The 19200-nt window shown below is 72.0% G+C and carries 17 protein-coding genes; 5 read left to right on the top strand and 12 right to left on the bottom strand.

Features of this window, described 5'->3' with window-relative positions:
• Positions 1-6: 6 nt before the first annotated feature.
• The 3 genes from OG329_RS16395 to OG329_RS16385 all read right to left on the bottom strand — a co-directional run bounded on the left by OG329_RS16395 (position 7) and on the right by OG329_RS16385 (position 3349).
• Positions 7-1515, bottom strand: a complete 1509-nt coding sequence (locus OG329_RS16395; RefSeq protein WP_405795902.1) for a DUF2637 domain-containing protein — start codon at positions 1513-1515, stop codon at positions 7-9.
• Positions 1516-1683: 168 nt separating this feature from the next.
• Positions 1684-2421, bottom strand: a complete 738-nt coding sequence (locus OG329_RS16390; protein WP_405795900.1) for a DUF3558 domain-containing protein — start codon at positions 2419-2421, stop codon at positions 1684-1686.
• Positions 2422-2545: 124 nt separating this feature from the next.
• Positions 2546-3349, bottom strand: a complete 804-nt coding sequence (locus tag OG329_RS16385; RefSeq protein WP_405795899.1) for a DUF3558 domain-containing protein — start codon at positions 3347-3349, stop codon at positions 2546-2548.
• Between the two features lie 275 nt (positions 3350-3624).
• Between OG329_RS16385 and OG329_RS16380 the strand changes: the two genes are divergently transcribed.
• Positions 3625-4809: an RtcB family protein gene (locus tag OG329_RS16380; RefSeq protein ID WP_405795897.1), complete on the top strand. Its 1185-nt coding sequence runs from the start codon at positions 3625-3627 to the stop codon at positions 4807-4809.
• A gap of 63 nt (positions 4810-4872) precedes the next feature.
• On the opposite strand, the gene OG329_RS16375 is transcribed toward OG329_RS16380, so the two are convergent.
• Both OG329_RS16375 and OG329_RS16370 read right to left on the bottom strand, forming a co-directional pair.
• Positions 4873-5730, bottom strand: a complete 858-nt coding sequence (locus OG329_RS16375) for a hypothetical protein (RefSeq protein ID WP_405801875.1) — start codon at positions 5728-5730, stop codon at positions 4873-4875.
• Positions 5731-5990: 260 nt separating this feature from the next.
• Complete coding sequence (locus OG329_RS16370; RefSeq protein WP_405795895.1) at positions 5991-6563, bottom strand: DinB family protein; 573 nt, start codon at positions 6561-6563, stop codon at positions 5991-5993.
• Between the two features lie 273 nt (positions 6564-6836).
• Here OG329_RS16370 and OG329_RS16365 point away from each other — a divergent pair, with 273 nt between their 5' ends.
• Entirely contained in the window at positions 6837-7640 is an 804-nt protein-coding gene (locus OG329_RS16365) for a pentapeptide repeat-containing protein (protein WP_405795893.1), read from the top strand.
• A 23-nt stretch (positions 7641-7663) separates the two neighbouring features.
• Here the strand turns inward: OG329_RS16365 and OG329_RS16360 are convergent, their stop codons facing one another.
• The 3 genes from OG329_RS16360 to OG329_RS16350 form a co-directional block, all read right to left on the bottom strand.
• Positions 7664-7879 (bottom strand): hypothetical protein, encoded by a 216-nt coding sequence (locus OG329_RS16360; protein WP_405795892.1) that lies wholly within the window; start codon positions 7877-7879, stop codon positions 7664-7666.
• A 2-nt stretch (positions 7880-7881) separates the two neighbouring features.
• A complete protein-coding gene (locus tag OG329_RS16355) occupies positions 7882-8655 on the bottom strand; it encodes an SDR family NAD(P)-dependent oxidoreductase (protein WP_405795891.1) in 774 nt (257 codons plus the stop codon).
• An 86-nt stretch (positions 8656-8741) separates the two neighbouring features.
• Complete coding sequence (locus OG329_RS16350) at positions 8742-9077, bottom strand: YnfA family protein (RefSeq protein WP_405795890.1); 336 nt, start codon at positions 9075-9077, stop codon at positions 8742-8744.
• Positions 9078-9172: 95 nt separating this feature from the next.
• Between OG329_RS16350 and OG329_RS16345 the strand changes: the two genes are divergently transcribed.
• The gene (locus tag OG329_RS16345; RefSeq protein ID WP_405795888.1) at positions 9173-9673 is read left to right on the top strand and encodes a hypothetical protein; all 501 of its coding nucleotides are present in this window, start codon (positions 9173-9175) and stop codon (positions 9671-9673) included.
• A 37-nt stretch (positions 9674-9710) separates the two neighbouring features.
• Here the strand turns inward: OG329_RS16345 and OG329_RS16340 are convergent, their stop codons facing one another.
• Together OG329_RS16340 and OG329_RS16335 are read right to left on the bottom strand one after the other, a co-directional pair.
• Positions 9711-10445, bottom strand: a complete 735-nt coding sequence (locus tag OG329_RS16340) for a Mut7-C RNAse domain-containing protein (protein ID WP_405795887.1) — start codon at positions 10443-10445, stop codon at positions 9711-9713.
• A gap of 115 nt (positions 10446-10560) precedes the next feature.
• A complete protein-coding gene (locus tag OG329_RS16335) occupies positions 10561-11085 on the bottom strand; it encodes a GNAT family N-acetyltransferase (protein WP_405795885.1) in 525 nt (174 codons plus the stop codon).
• Positions 11086-11136: 51 nt separating this feature from the next.
• Between OG329_RS16335 and OG329_RS16330 the strand changes: the two genes are divergently transcribed.
• Positions 11137-11763 carry a hypothetical protein gene (locus OG329_RS16330; RefSeq protein WP_405795883.1) on the top strand — a complete coding sequence of 209 codons (627 nt, stop codon included), beginning with the start codon at positions 11137-11139 and terminating at the stop codon, positions 11761-11763.
• Between the two features lie 45 nt (positions 11764-11808).
• Here the strand turns inward: OG329_RS16330 and OG329_RS16325 are convergent, their stop codons facing one another.
• Positions 11809-12621: a DUF6597 domain-containing transcriptional factor gene (locus tag OG329_RS16325; protein WP_405795882.1), complete on the bottom strand. Its 813-nt coding sequence runs from the start codon at positions 12619-12621 to the stop codon at positions 11809-11811.
• A 63-nt stretch (positions 12622-12684) separates the two neighbouring features.
• Between OG329_RS16325 and OG329_RS16320 the strand changes: the two genes are divergently transcribed.
• The gene (locus tag OG329_RS16320; protein ID WP_405795880.1) at positions 12685-13251 is read left to right on the top strand and encodes a TIGR03086 family metal-binding protein; all 567 of its coding nucleotides are present in this window, start codon (positions 12685-12687) and stop codon (positions 13249-13251) included.
• Between the two features lie 41 nt (positions 13252-13292).
• Here the strand turns inward: OG329_RS16320 and OG329_RS16315 are convergent, their stop codons facing one another.
• Positions 13293-18227 carry a DNA repair ATPase gene (locus tag OG329_RS16315; RefSeq protein WP_405795879.1) on the bottom strand — a complete coding sequence of 1645 codons (4935 nt, stop codon included), beginning with the start codon at positions 18225-18227 and terminating at the stop codon, positions 13293-13295.
• Positions 18228-19200: the final 973 nt, after the last annotated feature.

Genomic DNA, 19200 nt, shown 5'->3' with positions numbered 1-19200 from the left:
CCGGGCTCAGGCGATCTGTTCGGCGTCGTCCTGCGCGTCCAACTGCTGCTGGTAGCGGCGCTTGAAGTCCTTCAGGTACGTGCGCAGGGAACTCTCGCTCAACGGGCCGCCCGTGCGGCCGGTCACGCCGTACAGATCCTGCAAGTAGATCGCGAACTGACGGGCGTTGGGCAGATCCTGGCGCTCGTTGACGTACCTCAGGAAGGCGTTGAAGTACGCCTCCTCACGGGGCATGCCGTTGGGGAGGGACGCGGCGGGGAGGTCGTCCGGCTCCGGCTCGGGCTCCACGTCCGGTTCGAGGTCGAGGTCGGGCTGGGGCTGCTGGGGGCCGAGAGGGCGGCGGGACGGTGTCTGCTGGGCCGTCTGCTGCTGCTCCGGCCCCTGGTCCGGCCCCTGGTCCGGCCCCTGGGGCTCCTGGGCCTGGGGCTCCTCGCCCTCGTACCGCTCGTGCTGCTCGAACCGCCGGCGAGCCCGCTCGAACTGCTCGTACTGCTGCTGCTCGTACTCCTGCTGTTCGAAGTGCTGCTGTTCGAAGTGCTGCGGGTCGTGCTGCTGGGGGTCGTAAGCGGGGGCGTACGAGCCCTCGTACGGCCCCTCAGGCGCCCGCGGGGCGGCGAACCAGGGGCTTTCGTGGGCGGCGGGCGCGCCCGGGTCCTGCGGCCCGCCCTCGTGCTCCCGCGCCCACTGCTCCTCCTTCTGGAGCTGGATCCAGTCCTCTTCGGTGAGTTCGGGCTGCGGGGCCTGCTGTTGCTGCGGGGACTGCGCCTGGGGGAGTTCCGGTACGGGCGCGGTCGCCGCGGTCGCCGGGGTCGGCGGCAGCAGGGCCGGTTCGATGCCGGCGGCGGCGAGGCCGGCCGGGGCGGTGTCCGCGAGGGGGACGCCGTACTTGGCGAGGCGCAGCGGCATCATGGCCTCGATGGGGGCCTTGCGGCGCCAGTTGCGGCCGTAGCGCGCCTGGAGGCGGGCCTGGTAGATGAGCCGGTCCTGTTCGAGCTGGATGATGTCCTCGTAACTGCGGATCTCCCACAGCTTCATCCGGCGCCACAGCTTGAACGTCGGGACGGGCGACAGCAGCCAGCGGGTGAGGCGGACGCCCTCCATGTGCTTGTCGGCCGTGATGTCCGCGATGCGGCCGACCGCGTGGCGCGCCGCCTCGACGGAGACGACGAACAGGATCGGGATCACCGCGTGCATGCCCACGCCCAGCGGGTCCGGCCAGGCGGCGGCGCCGTTGAAGGCGATGGTGGCGGCGGTGAGCAGCCAGGCGGTCTGGCGCAGGAGCGGGAACGGGATCCGCATCCAGGTCAGCAGCAGGTCGAGTGCGAGCAGGACGCAGATACCCGCGTCGATACCGATCGGGAAGACGATCGAGAACTGGCCGAAGCCCTTCTGCTCGGCGAGTTCGCGCACGGCGGCGTACGACCCCGCGAAACCGATCGCGGCGATGAGAACCGCGCCGGCGACGACGACGCCGATGAGTATTCGGTGCGTGCGAGTGAGCTGCATCGCGGCCACCCGTAGCCCCTCCCGTTCTGGTCCCGTCCTGGACGCCCGGCTGGACGTCCGGCGGGGCACAGCCTGGCACATGTGTGCGGGTGCTGTGTCCGGGGGAGCCTTGCGGCGCCGGGGAGTTGGGAGTGTTTGTCCTCAATCCCCGGACGGGTGCGAGCGGTGCGGGGCCGCCTACTTCGGCGCCCCCGGAATCGCCGCCACCGCTTCCTTCGTCGCCTTCGTCGCGTCCTTCACCAGGTCCGAGGCCGCCGGGGACTTCGCGCCCGCGTAACCCGCGCCGTTGTACGTCAGCGTGATCACCACGTTCTCGGAGCGGGCCACGACCGTCACGTAGCCGAACGTCTCGCCCGTCTTCGACAGGCTGTAGGTGATGGCCGTCGCCTCCGTACCGACGCCGGGCGTCGGGGTCGCCTTCGTGCCCTTCGCGCCTTCCGTGGCGCGCGCCTTGGCGACTTCGTTCTTGTAGTAGTCCGCGGCGCGGTCCTGGCCCGAGCCGATGCCTTCCTCGGAGTCGTACCGCATGAAGGAGACGTCCAGCCAGCGGTACTGCGAGCCGTCGACGCCGTTGTCGTCCAGCCCGTTCCACGAGCAGCTTCCGCGCGTCGTGATGTCCGAGGACTTGCCCGCCGAGCCCGACTTGTCCTTCGCCTTCGGCACCAGGTCCGCGGTCGTCTTCGAGGCGATCGACTTGCACGGATCGGCCGGCAGCGACGTGAACTTCGCGGCGGCGACCTTCGTCGCGGTCTTGGACGCCGTCGCGGACGGCTTGTCCTTTCCGCTGTCGGAGCCGGAGCCGGAGTCGGAGGTGCAGCCCGCGGCGGCGATCATCACCGGGACGGCCGCGCAGGCGAGCAGGCGAACGCGGTTGCGGGTGCGGGAGCGGCTGGGTCGCGGGGCTGATCGCTGCATGGTTCCTTCAGTCGGTAGTCGTACGGTCCGATCGGCCACGGTAACCGCCCGGGGCGTGGCCGGGGGCCCGAGCGGCGCACTCGGCCCGAGGCGGGCACCCGGCGCGAACGCGGCCCCGGACCCTCTACTCGTTGAGCTGGTCGGCCAGCTTGCGGGCCAGTCCCCTGGCCTTTTCCTGGAGTTCCTTGCTGTCGGGGACCGTCGTCGCGTGGGCCGGCTGCTCCGCGTACCGCACGGTCACCACGACATTCGATGTGCGGAAGACCACGCTGACCGTACGGCGCTTCGCGGCCGAACCGGACGCGGCGAAGATGTCGTCGACGAAGGCGGCGTCGCCCAGGTCGTCCAGCAGACGGGGCTGGAGGCCGGGGGGTGTCGTCGCGGCGTTGGGGGTCTTGCCGGGGGACGGCGATCCGGACGGGGTGGTGTCGTCACCCGCGCCGTCACTGCCCGCGCCGTCACCGCCCGTGCCCTCCCCGTCGACGGGAGGCGGCAGGGCGGCGCCGTCCTCCTTCTTCGCGTAGACCTCCTGCGCCTTGTCGGCGTCGCTCACCGCCGGGTCGTAGGACACGACGCGCTCGACGTCGATCGCCAGATGGTGCGAGGCGTCCGGGGAGTCGGCCGACCACGCGCACCCGACGCGGCGGTCGGTGTCGTACGTCACGGCGGCCGTGCCCTCGTACGCCTTCTCCTGCTGCTCCTCGGGGAGCTGGGCGACGCCCGGCAGCAGATCCCGCAGCGTGGCGCGGTCCACGGAACCGCACGGCTCGCTCAGGGTGCGGTACTTGCCCGGCGGCGCGGTGGTCGTCGTGGGGGCGCCGGGCTTGGCGTCGATGTCGGAGCCGTCGCCACCGGTGCCGGAAGTACACCCCGCGACAAGCGTCACGAGCAGCGCCGCCAGGCCGGGTACGTACGCCTTTCGCTGCACGGTCCCGGGCTCCTCTCTACGCGATCTGGACATGAGCTGGACATGAGCTGGACATGAGTTCTAAGCGGTCGTACTGATGAGAACTACGCAGGTGCCGCGCTGGTTCCAGCCACGGCACACCTGGCGAGTTCACGCGAAAAGCGTTTGCCGCCGCATGGCGTGCGGTGGACACAATGTGTACCTCAAGCAATGCCGTGGATGCCGGTCCGCTGTCTGGTTTGGCGGTCCTGGTTCCGGTTTTTGCTCTATCAGACTTTCGGGGGAATCGAGGAACTATGTCTTACGTGGAAGTGCCGGGCGAGAAGGTCCCGATCCGCATGTGGACGGACCCCGCGTCCGTCGAGGACGTGGCGATGCAGCAGTTGCGTAACGTGGCGACGCTGCCGTGGATCAAGGGCCTGGCGGTCATGCCGGACGTCCACTTCGGCAAGGGCGCGACGGTCGGCTCGGTCATCGCCATGCAGGGCGCGGTCTGCCCGGCGGCGGTGGGCGTGGACATCGGCTGCGGCATGTCGGCGGTCAAGACGTCCCTGACGTCGAACGACCTGCCGGGCGACCTGTCGCGCCTGCGGTCGCGGATCGAGCAGGCGATTCCGGTGGGGCGTGGGATGCACGACGATCTGGTGGAGCCGGACGACGGGATCGGCGCGGGCTGGGACGACTTCTGGGCGCGGTTCGACGGGATCGCGGAAGCGGTCAAATTCCGTCAGCAGCGGGCGGTACGGCAGATGGGAACGCTCGGCGCCGGCAATCACCACATCGAAGTGAGCGTCGATTCCGCCGGCGCGGTCTGGCTCACGCTGCACTCGGGATCCCGGAACATCGGCAACGAACTCGCCGAATACCACATCGGTGTGGCCCAGTCGCTCGCGCACAACCAGGGCCTGGTCGACCGTGACCTGGCGGTCTTCGTGTCGGAGACGCCGCAGATGTCGGCGTACCGCAACGACCTGTTCTGGGCGCAGGAGTACGCGAAGTACAACCGCGCGATCATGATGGGGCTGCTGAAGAACGTACTCAGCAAGGAGTTCAAGAAGGCTCGGGTGACCTTCGAGCCGGAGATCAGTTGCCACCACAACTACGTCGCCGAGGAGCGTTACGACGGCGTGGACCTGCTGGTGACGCGCAAGGGCGCGATCCGGGCGGGCCACGGTGACCTCGGGATCATCCCCGGCTCGATGGCCACCGGTACTTACATCGTGAAGGGCCTCGGCAACAGCGCGGCGTTCAACTCGGCGTCGCACGGGGCGGGCCGGCGGATGAGCCGTAACGCGGCGAAGAAGCGCTTCTCGACGAAGGATCTGGAGGACCAGACGCGGGGTGTGGAATGCCGCAAGGACTCCGGCGTCGTGGACGAGATCCCCGGCGCGTACAAGCCGATCGAGAAGGTCATCGAGCAGCAGAAGGACCTGGTCGAAGTGGTGGCGAAGCTCAAGCAGGTGGTGTGCGTGAAGGGCTGAGGCCCGGCACGTGGTTCGGGGGGATGTGGGGGCGCCGCGCGAAGCGGCGTCCCCACATGCGTGTCACGGCGCGTCCGATTCGCTCAACTGGTCCGGTGCTTCCGGTGCTTCCGGTCTGTTCGCTTCGTTCGGGGGCGGGGCGACGAGGCCGGTTCTCAGCCGCCAGAGGCGGGCGCCGCAACTGCTCGCGGACCTGTCCAGTTCGACCGCGGCCCGCGCGGGGTCTGCGAGACGCAGCAGAGTGCGGTCCTCCGACGGATTCCAGCGTCGGCCGGGCTGCCGGATCCGCATTCCGGCGGGCCGCTTCCACACCGCGAGTGAGGCCGCCGATGCCCGCTTGCGCTCCAGGGCGAGGCAGCCCGGATAGTAGAGATGGGCGGCCAGCTCCATGGCCGCTTCCTTCACGTAGACGATGTTGTAGATGCCGTCGCGCGCGTTGCGTTTGATCTGGCGCTGCGCGCCCGTGACCTTCTTCGCGTAGTGGCACAGATACGCGCCGACCGCCGTGCTCGCCGTGGTGAGGGAGAGGAACGGCAGACCCTGGCCGGTGTAACCGACCGACCCGTCCGCGTCGATGACGCCGCGCAGATAGTCCCGCCGGGAGAAGTCGATGCGCGGCGGGGCGATCCGTGCCGACTTGCGGCCGTAGGGCAGGCCGATCTCATGGAGGATCGTGCGGGCTTCGAGGGCACACAGCAGCCACGTCGCGGAGTGATGCTTTGCGGAGAAGTTCGTGGCCCGGGTGCGTTCACGGATGCTCGTCCTGTACGGGGTCAACCGCTGGAACTCACGCAGGATGTCGATGTCCCGCGCGTTCAGCTCGACGGTCAGCTTCCCCTTCCGGCCGGTGCCCGTCGAGAGGTGTCCGTCGGCCTGTAGGAAACCGAACATGTAGGCGTAGCGCGGGTCTCGCAGATCCATGAACGCCGCGGACGGCGGTGTCCGGGCGTCGGTCCCGGTCCCGGTCCCGATATCGGTGTCGGTGTCGGTGTCGGTGTCGAAGAGTGTGAGCGGCGGGGCAGGGACCTGTTCAGCCACGAGGAAGGCCCTTCTTCCTTGGCGGTCAGCCCCTCGGCCGGGATTGCCTTCCCGCCGGGGGCCGTTGGACGGTGGTGCGCGGTAGCGCTCTCCTCATCGAGCCTAGGCTCGGGGCCGCGTCACGGGAGTCGTACCTCTATCGATCACTCGAACGAGTGGGCGGGGCGGGGCGACGCCTCGTAGGCGCGGTGGGTCAGGCCGATTTCCGCGACGTTCTTCGCCAGTTCGAAGTTGAGCCAGCTCGCCACATGCACCAGCTCCATGTCCTCGCCCCAGGGCAGGCCCGTCGTGCGGGTCTTCGAGTCGAGTTCGGCGTCGGTGAGTTGGAGCAGTTCGGTGCGCCAGGAGTCTTTCAGGGAGCGTATCCAGTCGATCGCGGTGTCCGCCGTGCCCGGCCAGTGGATGGACTCGCGGGGTGGGGCTCCCGCGCCGAAACAGTGGGTGAGGGTCGTCGTCCACCAGAAGCCGATGTGCCAGGTGAGCCAGCCGATCGAGGTGCTGGGGACCGGGTCGGGCTCGGGGACCTGCCAGTCGGCCACCCAGTGGCCCTCGGCGTCCGGGCGGACCGTCCAGCAGTTGGGGGACGGCTCCCAGAGGCAGGCGCGGTCGTCCAGGTCCTCGATGTAGTACTCGAACAGCGCCCAGACCATGTCGAGTTGGCGGACCAGCAGGTCGACGCGGGGTACGGGGACGGGTACGGGGACGGTCGTCGTCATGACGCGACCGTTCCATCGGGGCGCCGGGCGGGCAAATGATTTTGCCGGCGCCGCCGTGTTCGTGCCGGGGCGCGGTGTGGTGCGGCTGTGGGTGTGGGTGTGGGGCGAGGGCTTTTCCGCTGGAGGCCCGGACCGCGCGGCCGGCCGGTGCCTCGCTTGCTGCCGGTCGGTCCGGCCCTTCTGGGCGGTGGGACGCTTGCGCCGTAAAGACTTGTCGGTGTGTTGGTGTTGACTGGCGGGAGTTTCGCCGTCCGAGCCTGGAGTGACCTTTACGTGTCCGAACGACCCAATCTGCTGGCCGACTGCGGGAGTTGCTTCGGGCTGTGCTGTGTCGCGCTGCCCTTCGCCGCGTCGGCCGACTTCGCCGTCGACAAGAAGGCCGGGCAGCCGTGCGTGAATCTGCGGAGCGATTCGCGCTGCGGTATCCATACGCGACTGCGGGAGAAGGGCTTCCAGGGCTGCACGGTGTACGACTGCTTCGGCGCCGGGCAGCAGGTCTCGCAGGTCACCTTCGGCGGGCGGGACTGGCGCGAGGACCCGGCGACGGCGCGGCGGATGTTCGCCGTGTTTCCCGTGATGCGGCAGTTGCACGAGCTGCTGCGGTATGTGGAGGAGGCCGCCGCGCGGGTGGCAGACGGTGATCTGCGCCGTGAGTTGCGGGGCGCGCTCGACGCGACCGCGCGGCTGGCCGCGAGCGAACCCGGGGCCCTGCTGGAGCTGGACGTCGCCGGCCACCGGGCGGGCGTCAACGAGCTGCTGCTGCGCACCAGCGAACTCGTCCGCGCCGGCCTCCGTAAGAAGGCGATGGAGCGCAGGGGCGCCGATCTGATGGGCGCCAAGCTCAAGGGCGCCGACCTGCGGGGCGCGAATCTGCGGGGCGCGCTGCTCATCGCCGCCGATCTGCGCGGCGCGGACCTGCGGACGGCCGATCTGATCGGCGCGGACTTCCGGGACGCGGACCTGCGGGGCGCCGATCTGACCGGCGCCCTGTTCCTCACGCAGTCGCAGCTCGACGCGGCGCGGGGCGACGTCACGACGGTGCTGCCGGACTCACTGGCGCGCCCCGCGCACTGGTGAGGCCGGGCGGCGTCGCCGCCGGATCAGCCGCGCCGTTCCGCCGTGTGCAGGTCGCGCGCCCGTGACACCGCCGCGTCGAAGTCGCGCTGGGTGTCGTCCGACCAGTGCCGCAGGTCCGCCAGCAGGCGCGTAAGCGTCTCGCTCGGGCTGCGGCGCCAGCCGTCGCCGGAGAGGGTGTACGTCTCAAGAGCCGCGCTCGCGCGGCGGACTGCCGCGTCGCGGCGGGCGTCGTCGGTCATCGTCACAGCTCCCTGTGCACCTTGGTGTTGGACGCCTGTGCCCGGGGGCGTACCACCAGGAGGTCGATGTTCACGTGGTGGGGACGGGTGACCGCCCAGGTGATGGTGTCGGCGACGTCCTCCGCGCTGAGCGGTTCGGCGACCCCCTCGTACACCTTCTCGGCCCGCGCGGTGTCCCCCCGGAAGCGTGTGGAGGCGAACTCCTCCGTCTTGACCATGCCGGGCGCCACCTCGATCACCCGGACCGGTGTGCCCACGATCTCCAGGCGGAGCGTTTCGGCCAGGACGTGCTCCCCGTGCTTGGCCGCGACATAGCCGCCGCCGCCCTCGTACGTGGACAGGCCCGCGGTCGAGGTGAGGATCACGACCGTGCCGTTGCCGCTCGCGGTGAGGGCGGGGAGCAGGGCCTGGGTGGTGTGGAGGGTGCCGATGACGTTCGTCTCGAACATCTGGCGCCAGTCGTCCGGGTCGCCGCTGGCGACCGGGTCGGCGCCGAGCGCGCCGCCCGCGTTGGCGACCAGTACGTCGACGGACGGGAGCCGGCCGAGTTCGGCGGCGAAGGCGTCGACGGCCGCGCGGTCGGTGACGTCGAGGACATGGGCGGTGGCCGAGTGCCCGGCCGCGTTGATCTCGGCGGCCAGCGCCTCGATGCGGTCCTTGCGGCGGGCGGTCACGACGACGTGAAGGCCGGCGGCGGCGAGTTGGCGAGCGGTGGCGGCTCCGATGCCGCTGCTTGCTCCGGTGACGACGGCGGTGGGGGTACCGGCGACTGTCATGGCTGCTCCTCGCGCGTATGTGTGCCGCTGTGTGCGGGCGGCTGATCGACTCGCGGCCAGGATAAGCACGCGGCGCGCGGCGCGGCTCAGTGATTTCGCGGGGCGTACATCAGCACGGCCATGCCGACGAGGCAGATGAGCGCGCCGATGATGTCGTAACGGTCGGGGCGGTAGCCGTCGGCGACGGCGCCCCAGGCGATCGAACCGGCGACGAAGACGCCGCCGTACGCGGCGAGGATGCGGCCGAACTCGCCGTCCGGCTGGAGGGTGGCGACGAAGCCGTACAGGCCGAGTGCGATGACTCCGGCGCCGATCCAGATCCAGCCCTTGTGCTCGCGTACGCCCTGCCAGACGAGCCAGGCACCGCCGATCTCGAAGAGGGCGGCGACGGCGAAGAGGGCGACGGAGCGGGCCACGAGCATGCGACCAGCCTGCCATGCGGGCGGAAGGCGACTCGCCACGCTGATGGTTGGTCAGGTGGAGGGGCTGGTGGGGGTATCTTCCGATTATGGGCGTAATGCGTAGATCGATGATGGTGGTGTCCACCGCCACCATGGCCGTGGTGCTGAGCGCGGGTTCGGGCGTGGGCCAGGGCGTCGGCCAGGGCGTGGGCCAGGGGCCTGAACAGGGGGCGGTCGAGGCCGACGTGGCGCACCACGGGCATGTCTCCCTGTGGGGCGGGCGCCTCGCCGTACAACTGTCGACCGGCAATCACGGCCCGTCGGACCTGACCGGCGCGACGGCCCGGCTGGCCTTCTCCGAACCGCTGGCCGCCGGACAGAGGCTGCCGGCCAACTGCGTATGGGGCGGGAACCAGGTCGTGTACTGCCAGTCGGGCGCGCTGCGGGCGGACGGGCGGGACAGCGAGTCCCTGCTCGACCTGCGGACGGTCGGCGATCCCGCCGAGGTGTCCATGGACATCGCCACCGTGTGGAACGGCGGCGCCGACGACCTCAACCCGGACAACGACAGGCACCATGTGCTCGTCCCCGCCACCGGCGATCTGTACATCTACTGACGGCTGCGGGGCCGGCGGGGCCGCCTGAGCCCGTCAACTACGCCGCCGCGCCGCCGAATTCGCGTACGGCCTCGTCCACGATCGCCGCCAGCCGCGCGTGGTGCGCGCCGCGCCAGTAGACCCTGCCGCAGTCCGTGCACTGCGCGAACACGTCGTACGTACGCTGCGTGCCCTGCTCCAGCCGGCCCTCGACCGAGTCCTTGTCGGCCGCCCCCAGCAGTCCGTTGCACGCCGTGCAGCGGGTCCACGGGGCGAGCACGGGCGCGAACCGTTCCAGTACGTCCCGGAGCTGGTCCTGCGTGCGGTCGCTGTAGATGTACGCCCCCGCCCAGATCTCCCGGCGGCGCAGCAGACCCCGGTCGCGGGTGAGCATCACCCGCTGCTCCCGCGCCGAGAGCGTGGCCAGCGCCGGATCGCCGATGTCCTCGCTCTCGTACGCCGCGTCGACGCCCAGAAGCCGCATCCGGCGCGCGAGGGTGCCGAGGTGGACGTCGAGCAGGAAGCGCAGCGGCGCGCCCGGTACGACCTGGGGCCGGGTCACCGCCCGTACCTCCACCGACTCGCCCGCCGACGGGATGTGCGACGTGGCCACCGGGCGTCCGTCGACAAGGAGTTGACCGGCCTCGGTGAGCGGGACGCCGAGGGATTCGACAACATGGCCGAGTGTGGACGAGCCGTCCGTGGCCACGGCCGTACGCCCGCCGCGCCGCCCGGCCGGGACGAAGACGTGCAGCTCAGGGGCGAAGGTGAGGTGGATCTCCGGTCCGTTCACGTCGTCAGCATGACATCGGGGCGCGAGGCGGGCCAGGGTTTTCCGCGCGAGCACGGCGTCACCGCCTGATCACTCCGTGACCGTTGCGCGAGCATTCCGCGATGACATCCGGCGGTCATCGCGCCTGAAGATCAAGCCGCCACTCGTTGCACCGCATCATGTGGCCGACCGGATACTCGAAATCGCCCTCCCCGAGCAGTTCGAAGCCCGCCTTGCGGCAGACCGCGTTCGACGCGCCGTTGTGCACCGACGGGTACGCCAGCAGATAGCGGTGCTCGCGCTCCGCCCGCGCCCGCTCCACCACCGCCTTCGTCGCCGCCGCCGCGAGCCCCCTCCCCTGGAACTCCCCGAGCACGCCCCAGCCCGCCTCGTACACCTCCTGGCCCTGCCAGGTGCTCTCCCAGAAGCCGATGTTGCCCACCGGCACGCCGTCCGGCAGCAGCACGATCCGGAACATGCGGCCCCGGCCCGTCCGGTCGGCGCTCAGCGTGACGTATCTGTGGTGTCTGACGAGTAGTTGGTCCTCGGTCTCGGGGCCGCCGAGATGTTCCATCAGCTCCGGTGCGTTGGCGGCGCGCAGCAGGCCGAGGTCCCCTTCCGACCATGGCTCGAGGCGCACCAGGGGTGCTTTCATTTCCATGGAACCGACTGTAGGTCGGGGCACTGACAACGGAGCGGGAGGTGGGGGCGCGTGAGCTACACCGGCGTCTGGTCGGTCGGCGCGGTGCCCGACGCCGAGGTCGTCGCGCTGCCCCGGCGGTTCGCCCATCTCGAAGAGACCTGGACCGTCCCGGACAACTGCGCCGCGGACCTGGGCTGGTGGCTGGGCGGCGGTGACCGCGAGCCGTACTTCACACCCGAACCGACCCCCGCCGCGCACCGCTTCGCCGCGTTCGCGCGCGGCGGCGGCCCCTCCGCCCCCGCCGTGGTCGCCATGAAGGGCGCGGCGGCGGACCTCCTCGGCCGGGCGACGGCGGACGGGCTGTTCTCCGTGGCCGTACGCGAGGGGGAGCCCGCGACCGCGCTCCACCACGGTCTGGGCGCCCAGGAGTCCGCCCAACTGCCGGGCTGGTTCGGGGACTTCCTCCTCACCGCCGACGAGGTGCGCGCGGTGCTGCCCGGCGCCGAGTCCGTGCTGGCCGTGGCCGGGCCCCGGCGCATGGAGGTGGTCGCCCGTATCGACGCCTGGGTGTACGCCATGACGGACGCGCCGGAGGGCGAGTTCGACGCGGCCGGACTGCTGGCCGGGCCGCTGCGGGTGCTGCGTCACGCCGCCGCCCACGGCCTGGGCGTCGTCGCCGTGACCGGGACCTACTGAAGCGCGTGCCTTGCTGAAGCGCGTGCTTCACCGGACCCGCGTGCCCTAATGAACCGCGTGCGCGTACGCCGTCGGCGGCACGCCCACCGTCGCCGTGAAGTCCCGCACCAGATGCGCCTGGTCGCTGTAGCCCAGCTCCGCCGCCAGCGCCGCCCAGTCCAGCTCGCCGCCCGCCTCGGCGCGCTCCAGCGCGTCGTGGATGCGGCGGCGGAGGATGACCCACTTCGGTCCCACCCCCACATACGTCGCGAACAGCCGCTGCAACGAACGCACCGAGAGCCCGGCCGCCGTCGCGAGCTGCGCCGCCCGCCGGATCGTCCGGTCCTCGTCGACCAGGCCGACCACCCGCATCGCCTCGTCGGCCTGCGGGTCCCGCCGCGCGCCCAGACCCAGCAGATACGCGTCGAGCGCCGCGACCCGCGCGTCCTCGCCGGGCGGGTCCAGGATCGCGTCGACGTCCGCGTCCGTCGCGGGCAGCACCTCGGCGACCGGCACCCGCCGCCCCGACCACTCGGACACCGGCCACGCGGGCGCGAAAGGCCGGAAGCCGCCCGCGCGGAACTTGACCCCGCACACCCGCCCGCGCCCCTCCAGCTTCTGTGTGAACAGCTCCAGGCCGATCCCCGCGACCTCGCCCCAGGGCGGGGCCGCGCCGAACCGCTGGAAGACCACGTTCACCGAGGGGTGCGGGACGACATGGGAGGCGTACGGCTCCGACAGATCCCAGTCGATCAGCCAGTACAGCTCCACGTAGCGGCGCAGCTCCGGCGCCGGCAGCCGGCGCCGGAAATCGGCGCGCGCGAACAGCGCCGGGGCGTCGACGATGCCTCGGGTGTCGCGCCGGGGAGCTGCTGCCATGGCGGGATCCTATGTCGCGTTTGTTCAATACACGGAAGGTGCGCCGCCCCTAGCGTCGGGGCCATGGACGACAAGATCAGCACCCTCCTGGAGAGGGCCGCCGCCGACGCTCTGCCGGTGCTGCGCGGTGTACGCGACGACCAGCTCACCCTGCCCACCCCGTGCGCCGAGTACGACGTGCACGGCCTGCTCGACCACCTGTTCCAGGTGGTGATCAGCTTCCAGGCGCTCGCCGCCAAGGGCGAGTCCGACTTCGGCTCCCCGCCCGAGCGGCTGGCGGACGACCGGCGCGAGCGCTTCGCCACCGAGGTCGGCAAGCTGATCGAGGCATGGGCCGAGCCGGGCGCGGAGGACGGCCTGACGGGCGGCATGAAGATGCCCGCGCGGACCGTGGGCGCGATGGCTCTCGGCGATCTGACCGTGCACGCCTGGGATCTGGCCCGCGCGACCGGGCAGCCGTACGAGCCGGACGCCGCCGTCGTAAGGATGCTCAACGTGGAGTTCGCCGCGCTGGCGCCGACGGCGCGCTCGATGAACGTCTTCGGTGAGCCGTTCCCGGTGGGGGAGGACGCGACGCCGTTCGAGTCGCTGCTGGCCGAGACGGGCCGCGATCCGGGGTGGCGTCCGTAGGCCACCGGTGACGCGGTCGCGGTTGATGTGCGGTCGCGGACTCAGGTCCGGCCCCTGGTGATGGCCGACTCCACCGCCGCCACGCGGTCCGCCAGCAGGCCCAGCGCCGCGACCGCGCGGGTCATCGGGTCGCCGTCCGGGCCGCCCAGTGCCTGCCTCCGTACATAAGCCGCCTTGATCTGCGCCCAGCGGTCGGCCTGTTCGGGTGTCAGCGACGACCGCAGTTCGGCCAGCCGCAGAAGATTCGCCTCGGCTCCCGTGGTGAGGGTCTGGGCCTCGCCCGCGTAGTGGTCGTCGATGACGGCCGACAGTTCGGCGTCGTTCATCACCGGGTCGATCCGCGCGGCGATCTTGTTCATGTTGCGGTACGAGCCCTGGAGCTGGAACGGCGGTGCGGTACGCGACTCGTCCGTCCGCGCCGCCGACGCGATGTATGCCTCGTTCACGGCGAGGACCGTGCGCCGCGCGGTCAGCAGATGCCGCAGGACGGCGACCACGCGGTCCAGCTCGGCGGGGGCGTACGGATGGACCAGGGCCTCGGGCGTGGCGCCGGGGGCGCCGGGGGCGCCCTCCGCGAGGCGCACCAGCACGTCGAGATCGCGGCGGTCGCGGCCCGCGAGGGGCGCGAGCACCGGGTTGGACGTCAGCGCGTTCTCCACGAAGCTCAGCGCGAACACGTCCTCCTTGCCGGTCAGCACGTCGCCGAGGTTCCAGACGTCCGCGCGGTTAGCGAGCATGTCGGGGACCCGGAAGCGCCCGCCGGTGCCGGTGTACGGATTGCCGGCCATGCAGACCGCGAACCGCTTGCCCCGCAGGTCGTACGTGCGCGCCTCGCCCTGCCACACGCCCTCGATACGGCGCTGCGCGTCGCACAGCGCGATGAACTTCTGCAGCAGCTCCGGCGATGTGTGCTGGATGTCGTCCAGGTACAGCAGGGTGTTGCTGCCCGCCGCCAGCGCGAAGTTGATCTTCTCGACCTCCTGACGCGCGGTGGCGTTCGGCGCCTCGGCCGGGTCGAGCGAGGTGACCCCCTGGCCGAGCGCCGGCCCGTCGATCTTGACCAGGAGCAGACCGAGCCGGTCGGCGACGTACTCCATGAGCGTCGTCTTGCCGTAGCCGGGCGGTGAGACGAGCAGCAGCAGCCCGTTGGTGTCGGTGCGCCTGCTGTCGTCGGAGGTGCCGAGCTGCTTGGCGAGGTTGTCACCGACGAGCGGCAGATAGACCTCGTCGATGAGGCGGTTGCGTACGAAGGAGGACATGACCCGGGGACGGAACTCGTCCAGCTTCAGTTGGGCGCGCTCGGCGGCCACCAGGGCGGTGCGCTGCCGTTGGTAGGCGCGGAAGCCGGGCACCGTGTGCTCGCGGAAGTGCCGCGTCCTGAAGAGGAGTTCATCCAGTCGTACGGTCATCCGGCGGCCGGTGACGCGCGGATGGCTGCCGAGCAGACCCTCGACCTCGGTGGTGAGGTCGGCCGTGGAGGCGTACCGGTCCAGCTCCGGGCAGAGTTCGACGGCCACCGCCTCGGCCAGGTCGCCCGCGTCGGTGGTGTCGGTGGTCCCGCCGAACGACGCGCTGTACGAGCTGAGCCAGGCTTCCACGAGCTGGCGGCGGGCGGTGAGGCTGTCGTCCAGCGCCTGCTTCAGGTCCTCGTTGAAAGCGGGGCCGCCCGGGGAGCGGTGGAAGCCGTCGAGCAGTGCGCGGGCCGCCGCGCCGGTGACGAAGCCGGGCGGGCCGCTCGTCAGCTCCTCGAAGAGGTAGTCGGCGACGTGGAGAGGGTCAACGCCCCCGGTGCGGGCACCGCTGAACTCCCGTACCGCCGACGCCACCTCCGTACTCAAAGCGTCGATCGCGGCAGTCGGCCCGAACGTCTCCCGCACGCGCGCCAGCGACACCGCCCGCCGGGTCCAGTCCGCCCGCGCCGCCGCCGTAACGCCGTGCGCCCAGAACAGTTGCGCCGCCGCGCGGACGGTGGGCGGGTGGCGCAGCAGACCCGCGTCGTCGTGCAGGCGCAGCAGCGCGGTGAGGAGCGCCGCCGCGTCGTGGTCGTGGACACCGCGCTGATGGCCTTCGTCGTACGCGGCCTCGGCCGCCGTGCGTACGAGCGCGGGGAGGTCGTCGGCGTCCCGGAGCCCGGCGGCGCCGTGTTCGGCCAGCAGACGGGCGGCCAGGTGCTCGGCGCGGTAGACCTCGGGGGACTCCGAGGGCAGCAGTTGGCTCCAGTACGGGCGGGTCGCCTCGAACGCCGGGTCCGTGACGGGCGCGCGGTAGTCGGTGCCGGTGAGCGCGAGCGCCGTGCGGTCGCCGTGCGGGACGAGGGTCAGCTCCGGCGCCCGGGTGTTGACCGCGAAGGTGTGCCGGCCGAGCCGGATCGTGGCGCCGCCGTCCGCGTACAGGTCGGTGCGGTCGCGCAGCGCCCGTGCCGCCTCCTGGCGGGCGGAGGTGAGCCGGCCCTCCAGCTCCTCCGCCCGCACCCGGTCGCCCAGTCGCCGCAGCTCGTCGGCCGTGCGGCGGACCTTGGCGACCATCGGGTCGGAGGCGAAGTAGGTGTTGACGGCGTCGGTGTCGGCGAGCGAGGAGAGCCTGCGGGTGATCGAGTCCAGTACGCGCACGGCCGACCCGGCCAGCCGCTCGGCGCGCCGGGCGCGGGCGTCCTGAAGAGTCTGCCTGCGGGCCGCGAACGCCTCGTAGACCTCGGTGCGCTTGGCTTCCAGCTCGGCGAGGAAACCCTCGTACTCGACGAAGCGTGACTCCAGCTCCTCCAACTGAAGCAGCAGCCGCGCCAGTTGTTCGTCACACGTCTCGGGGGTGTCGGCGGCGGCGAGCGCGCCGGTCACCGCCTGCCCCAGCAGGGCGAATTCGGCGGCGAATTCGGCGCGGCCCTCGTGGTCGAGTAGTTCGGAGCGGCGCGCTTCGAGCGTGGCGCGGGCGCGGTTGACGCCGCCGAGGACGTCCGCGACGCGCTCCAGGACGGACGTACGGACGACGGTGTCACCGATGTCGAGCCCCGTGACGACCTCGGTGACCGTCCGCAGCCCGGCGGCGTGCTCCCTCAGACGGTCGGCGACCGGCGCGGCCTCGGCGACCGTGCTGATGGCCTCGGCGTCGGCCGTCAGCCGCTCGACCTCGGTGTGATGGCCCGCGAAGGCGTCCTCGCGGGCGAGGAAGGCGATGGCGCGGCGCGCGGCGGCGTCGATGTCGCCCTCGGTCGCCGTGACGAGGGTGTCGATACGGTCGGTGTCGGCGTACCGCATCTCCTTGAGCGTCACCAAGTGGCCTTGCGCCCGGCGGAGTTCGGTGAGCCGGTCCACCCAGTCGGCCGCGCTGCGCGGTGCCTCGCCACGGACGCGGCGGACGAGGGCGGTGACCTTGGCGGCTGACTCGGTGAGCGCGTCAGCCGCCTGCCGGGTCAGGGTCCGTACGGTCTCGAACTCGCCGAGCACCTGCTCGGCGGTGGCCCTGATCTCGGCCAACAGGGCGTGCGGGGCGCCCAGTTCGGGATCGGCGAGCCAGTGGTGGCGGTCGGTGGCGCGGGCGCAGGCGGTGACGAGCGCGGCGTACGCGGCCGTCGTCGGCGTCGCGGTGGGTGCCGTCGTCCCGGCGACCGCGCGGGCGATCGACAGGCAGTCCGCGATACCGCGCACGAGATCGGCGTTGCCGACACGGGCGAGGGGGCCGGTGCCGGCGGGACGGGTCGCGGCGTAGGTGTCGGAGACGTACGGCGAGTGCCAGAGCTGGAGCGGATGCACCCGCGCGGGCTCCTCGGCGGCGCGCAGGGTCATGAGGGTGCCGTCGTCGAAGACGGCGTACCCGCTGCCGGTCAGCGGCGTCGCGGCGTCCTTACGGATGACGTTGTACGGCAGGAGGAGGGTCCGGCCCTCGGCGCGGTCCTGGAAGACGTACAGCACATCCTCGCCGTTGGGGGAGCGCACGGCGCGCTCGAACTCCAGGTCCTCGGTGGCCGTGTCGAAGGTTTTGGCCGTGTCGGTGGCCGCCAGGTAGTAGCCGCCCGGGAAGACGATGCCCTGGTCCTCGGGGAGCCGGCGGCAGGACCGGCCGATGCCGTCGAGACGGGTGACCGTTCCGGTGAGGGTGTTGAGGACGAGATGCCGCCACGCGTCCTCCTTGTAAGGGCGCACGCGCAGCAGGAGCAGCGCGCCCACGCGCGCGTGGGCGACGTCGGCGTCCGCGAGGGACTGGAGCGGTTCGGCGACGGGCTCGGAGTAGACGCCCTCGGCCGTCTCGGTGTCGTTCTCCGTCTTGACGGTGAGAGCGCCGCCGACCGTGGAGACGTACGCCTCGCCGCCGACGCGGATGTGCGGGTGGCGGCCGAGGACATGGTCGTCGCGGGTGGCCGCCGTCCACTCCACGTCGTGCGACGGCGGGAAGACATGGTCCCGGTCCCCGCGCGCGTCGAGGAATCGCGCCGTACCGTCCGTGCGCAGCGCCCAGCGCAGTACGCGGATGTCACCGGCCTTCTCGCCCGTACGGAACACGGCCAGCAACTTGCCGCCGAGATGGCGCAGTTGGATCAGTTGGGCGTCACGGTAGTAGCGGAACAGCGCGCCCAGCTCTCTTACGAAGGCGGGGTCGTCCAGCAGCCCGGGGACCGCGTCGTCGGGGAGCGGGTCGAGTGCGCGGTCGTGGAGGGCGAAGACGTCGGCGACGGTGGCGGTGGTGGTGGTCGTGGCGTCGACGGTGTACCCGAAGAGGAGCGCGTCGCCGACCGCGACGATGTCGCGCGGCACGCTCGCGTGCGGCGTCCGGACGTGTCCGCTGCCGGTGAGGCGCAGCTCGGTGGAGCCGAAGGCTTCGGTACGGCGGGAGTTGAGCGCTTCCGTACGGAGGGCGAGTTCACCGCCCCGCGCGGCGAGCCGGTCCCGCAGCACCTCGTAGGCACCGGCGTCGATGCGGGTGCCGGTGCGGGCGTCGCTCTCGGCGGGCGCGCCCGTGACCGCCCCGTTGGCCGTCGTCGTCATCTGTGGTCACTCCCTGCGAGTTCGGCGATAAGAAGCCGGAGCTGCCACACCCCCGTGGCGGCAGCTCCGGCCGGTCATGGGCCGGTCGTCCAAGTCCTGCCCTGCGGGCGGCGCGGGGGCGGTGTCCCACCGTCCCGTGGCCACCCCGATCTTCGGGCGGTTCGCGCCGTCGCGCCCGCCCACGGCCGTCCGTGCACGGTGCCGGGCGGCGTCAGCCGTCCCGTCCCGTGGCGTTCGCGGGCCCGCCCTTGCGGGTGGTCCGCGCTGTCCGGCCCACGTGCCCACGGCCGGTCGGTGCAGCGCGGGCGGCGCTGCCTCGCCGCCCCCAGGCGGCCCCTTGGCCGCCCTGTGGCGGTCACGGCTCCCGCTGGGACCCCCACCCTGCGGGTGGTTCGCGCTGTCGCGCCGGCGCGCCAACGGCTGTCCGCGCCCGAGGAGACCTCGGCCGCGCTGCGGCGCACGGGCGCCGCTTCGCCGCCACAGCGCGGCCCCCTGGCCGCCCCGTGGCAGTCGCGGCGCCCTGCGGGCGGTTCGCGCTGTCGCGCCCACGCGCCCACGGCTGTCCGTGCACGGTGCCGGGCGGCGTCAGCCGTCCGTCCCGTGGCGTTCGCGGGCCCGCCCCTGCGGGTGGGCTGTGCTGTCCGGACCGCGTCCCCACGGACGGTCGGTGCAGCGCGGCGCCTGGGGTGGCGTCTCACCGCTCCGTAGGCGCCGCGTGGCGTTCGCCGCCCCGCTACGGGCCCGCGCCCTGCGGCGTGCCCCGCGAGCGTCCGTGCGCCGTGCCGGCGTGACTTCCGCTGCTCCCTGGCGGTCACGGGTCCTGCCCTGCGGGCGGTTCGCGCTGTCGCGCCCCCGCGCCCATGGCCGTCCGTGCACGGTGCTGGGGCGGCGGCGTCAGCCGTCCCGTGGCGGTCGCGGGCCGGCCCTTGCGGGCGGGCGGCGCTGTGTCCGGTCGGCGTGCCCAAAGCCGGTC

Origin of the sequence: Streptomyces sp. NBC_01506 (assembly GCF_045040295.1) — a bacterium.
GTDB lineage: Bacteria > Actinomycetota > Actinomycetes > Streptomycetales > Streptomycetaceae > Streptomyces.
Note: the sequence above shows the minus strand (reverse complement) of the source record. Positions and strands in the feature narration are given on the sequence as shown.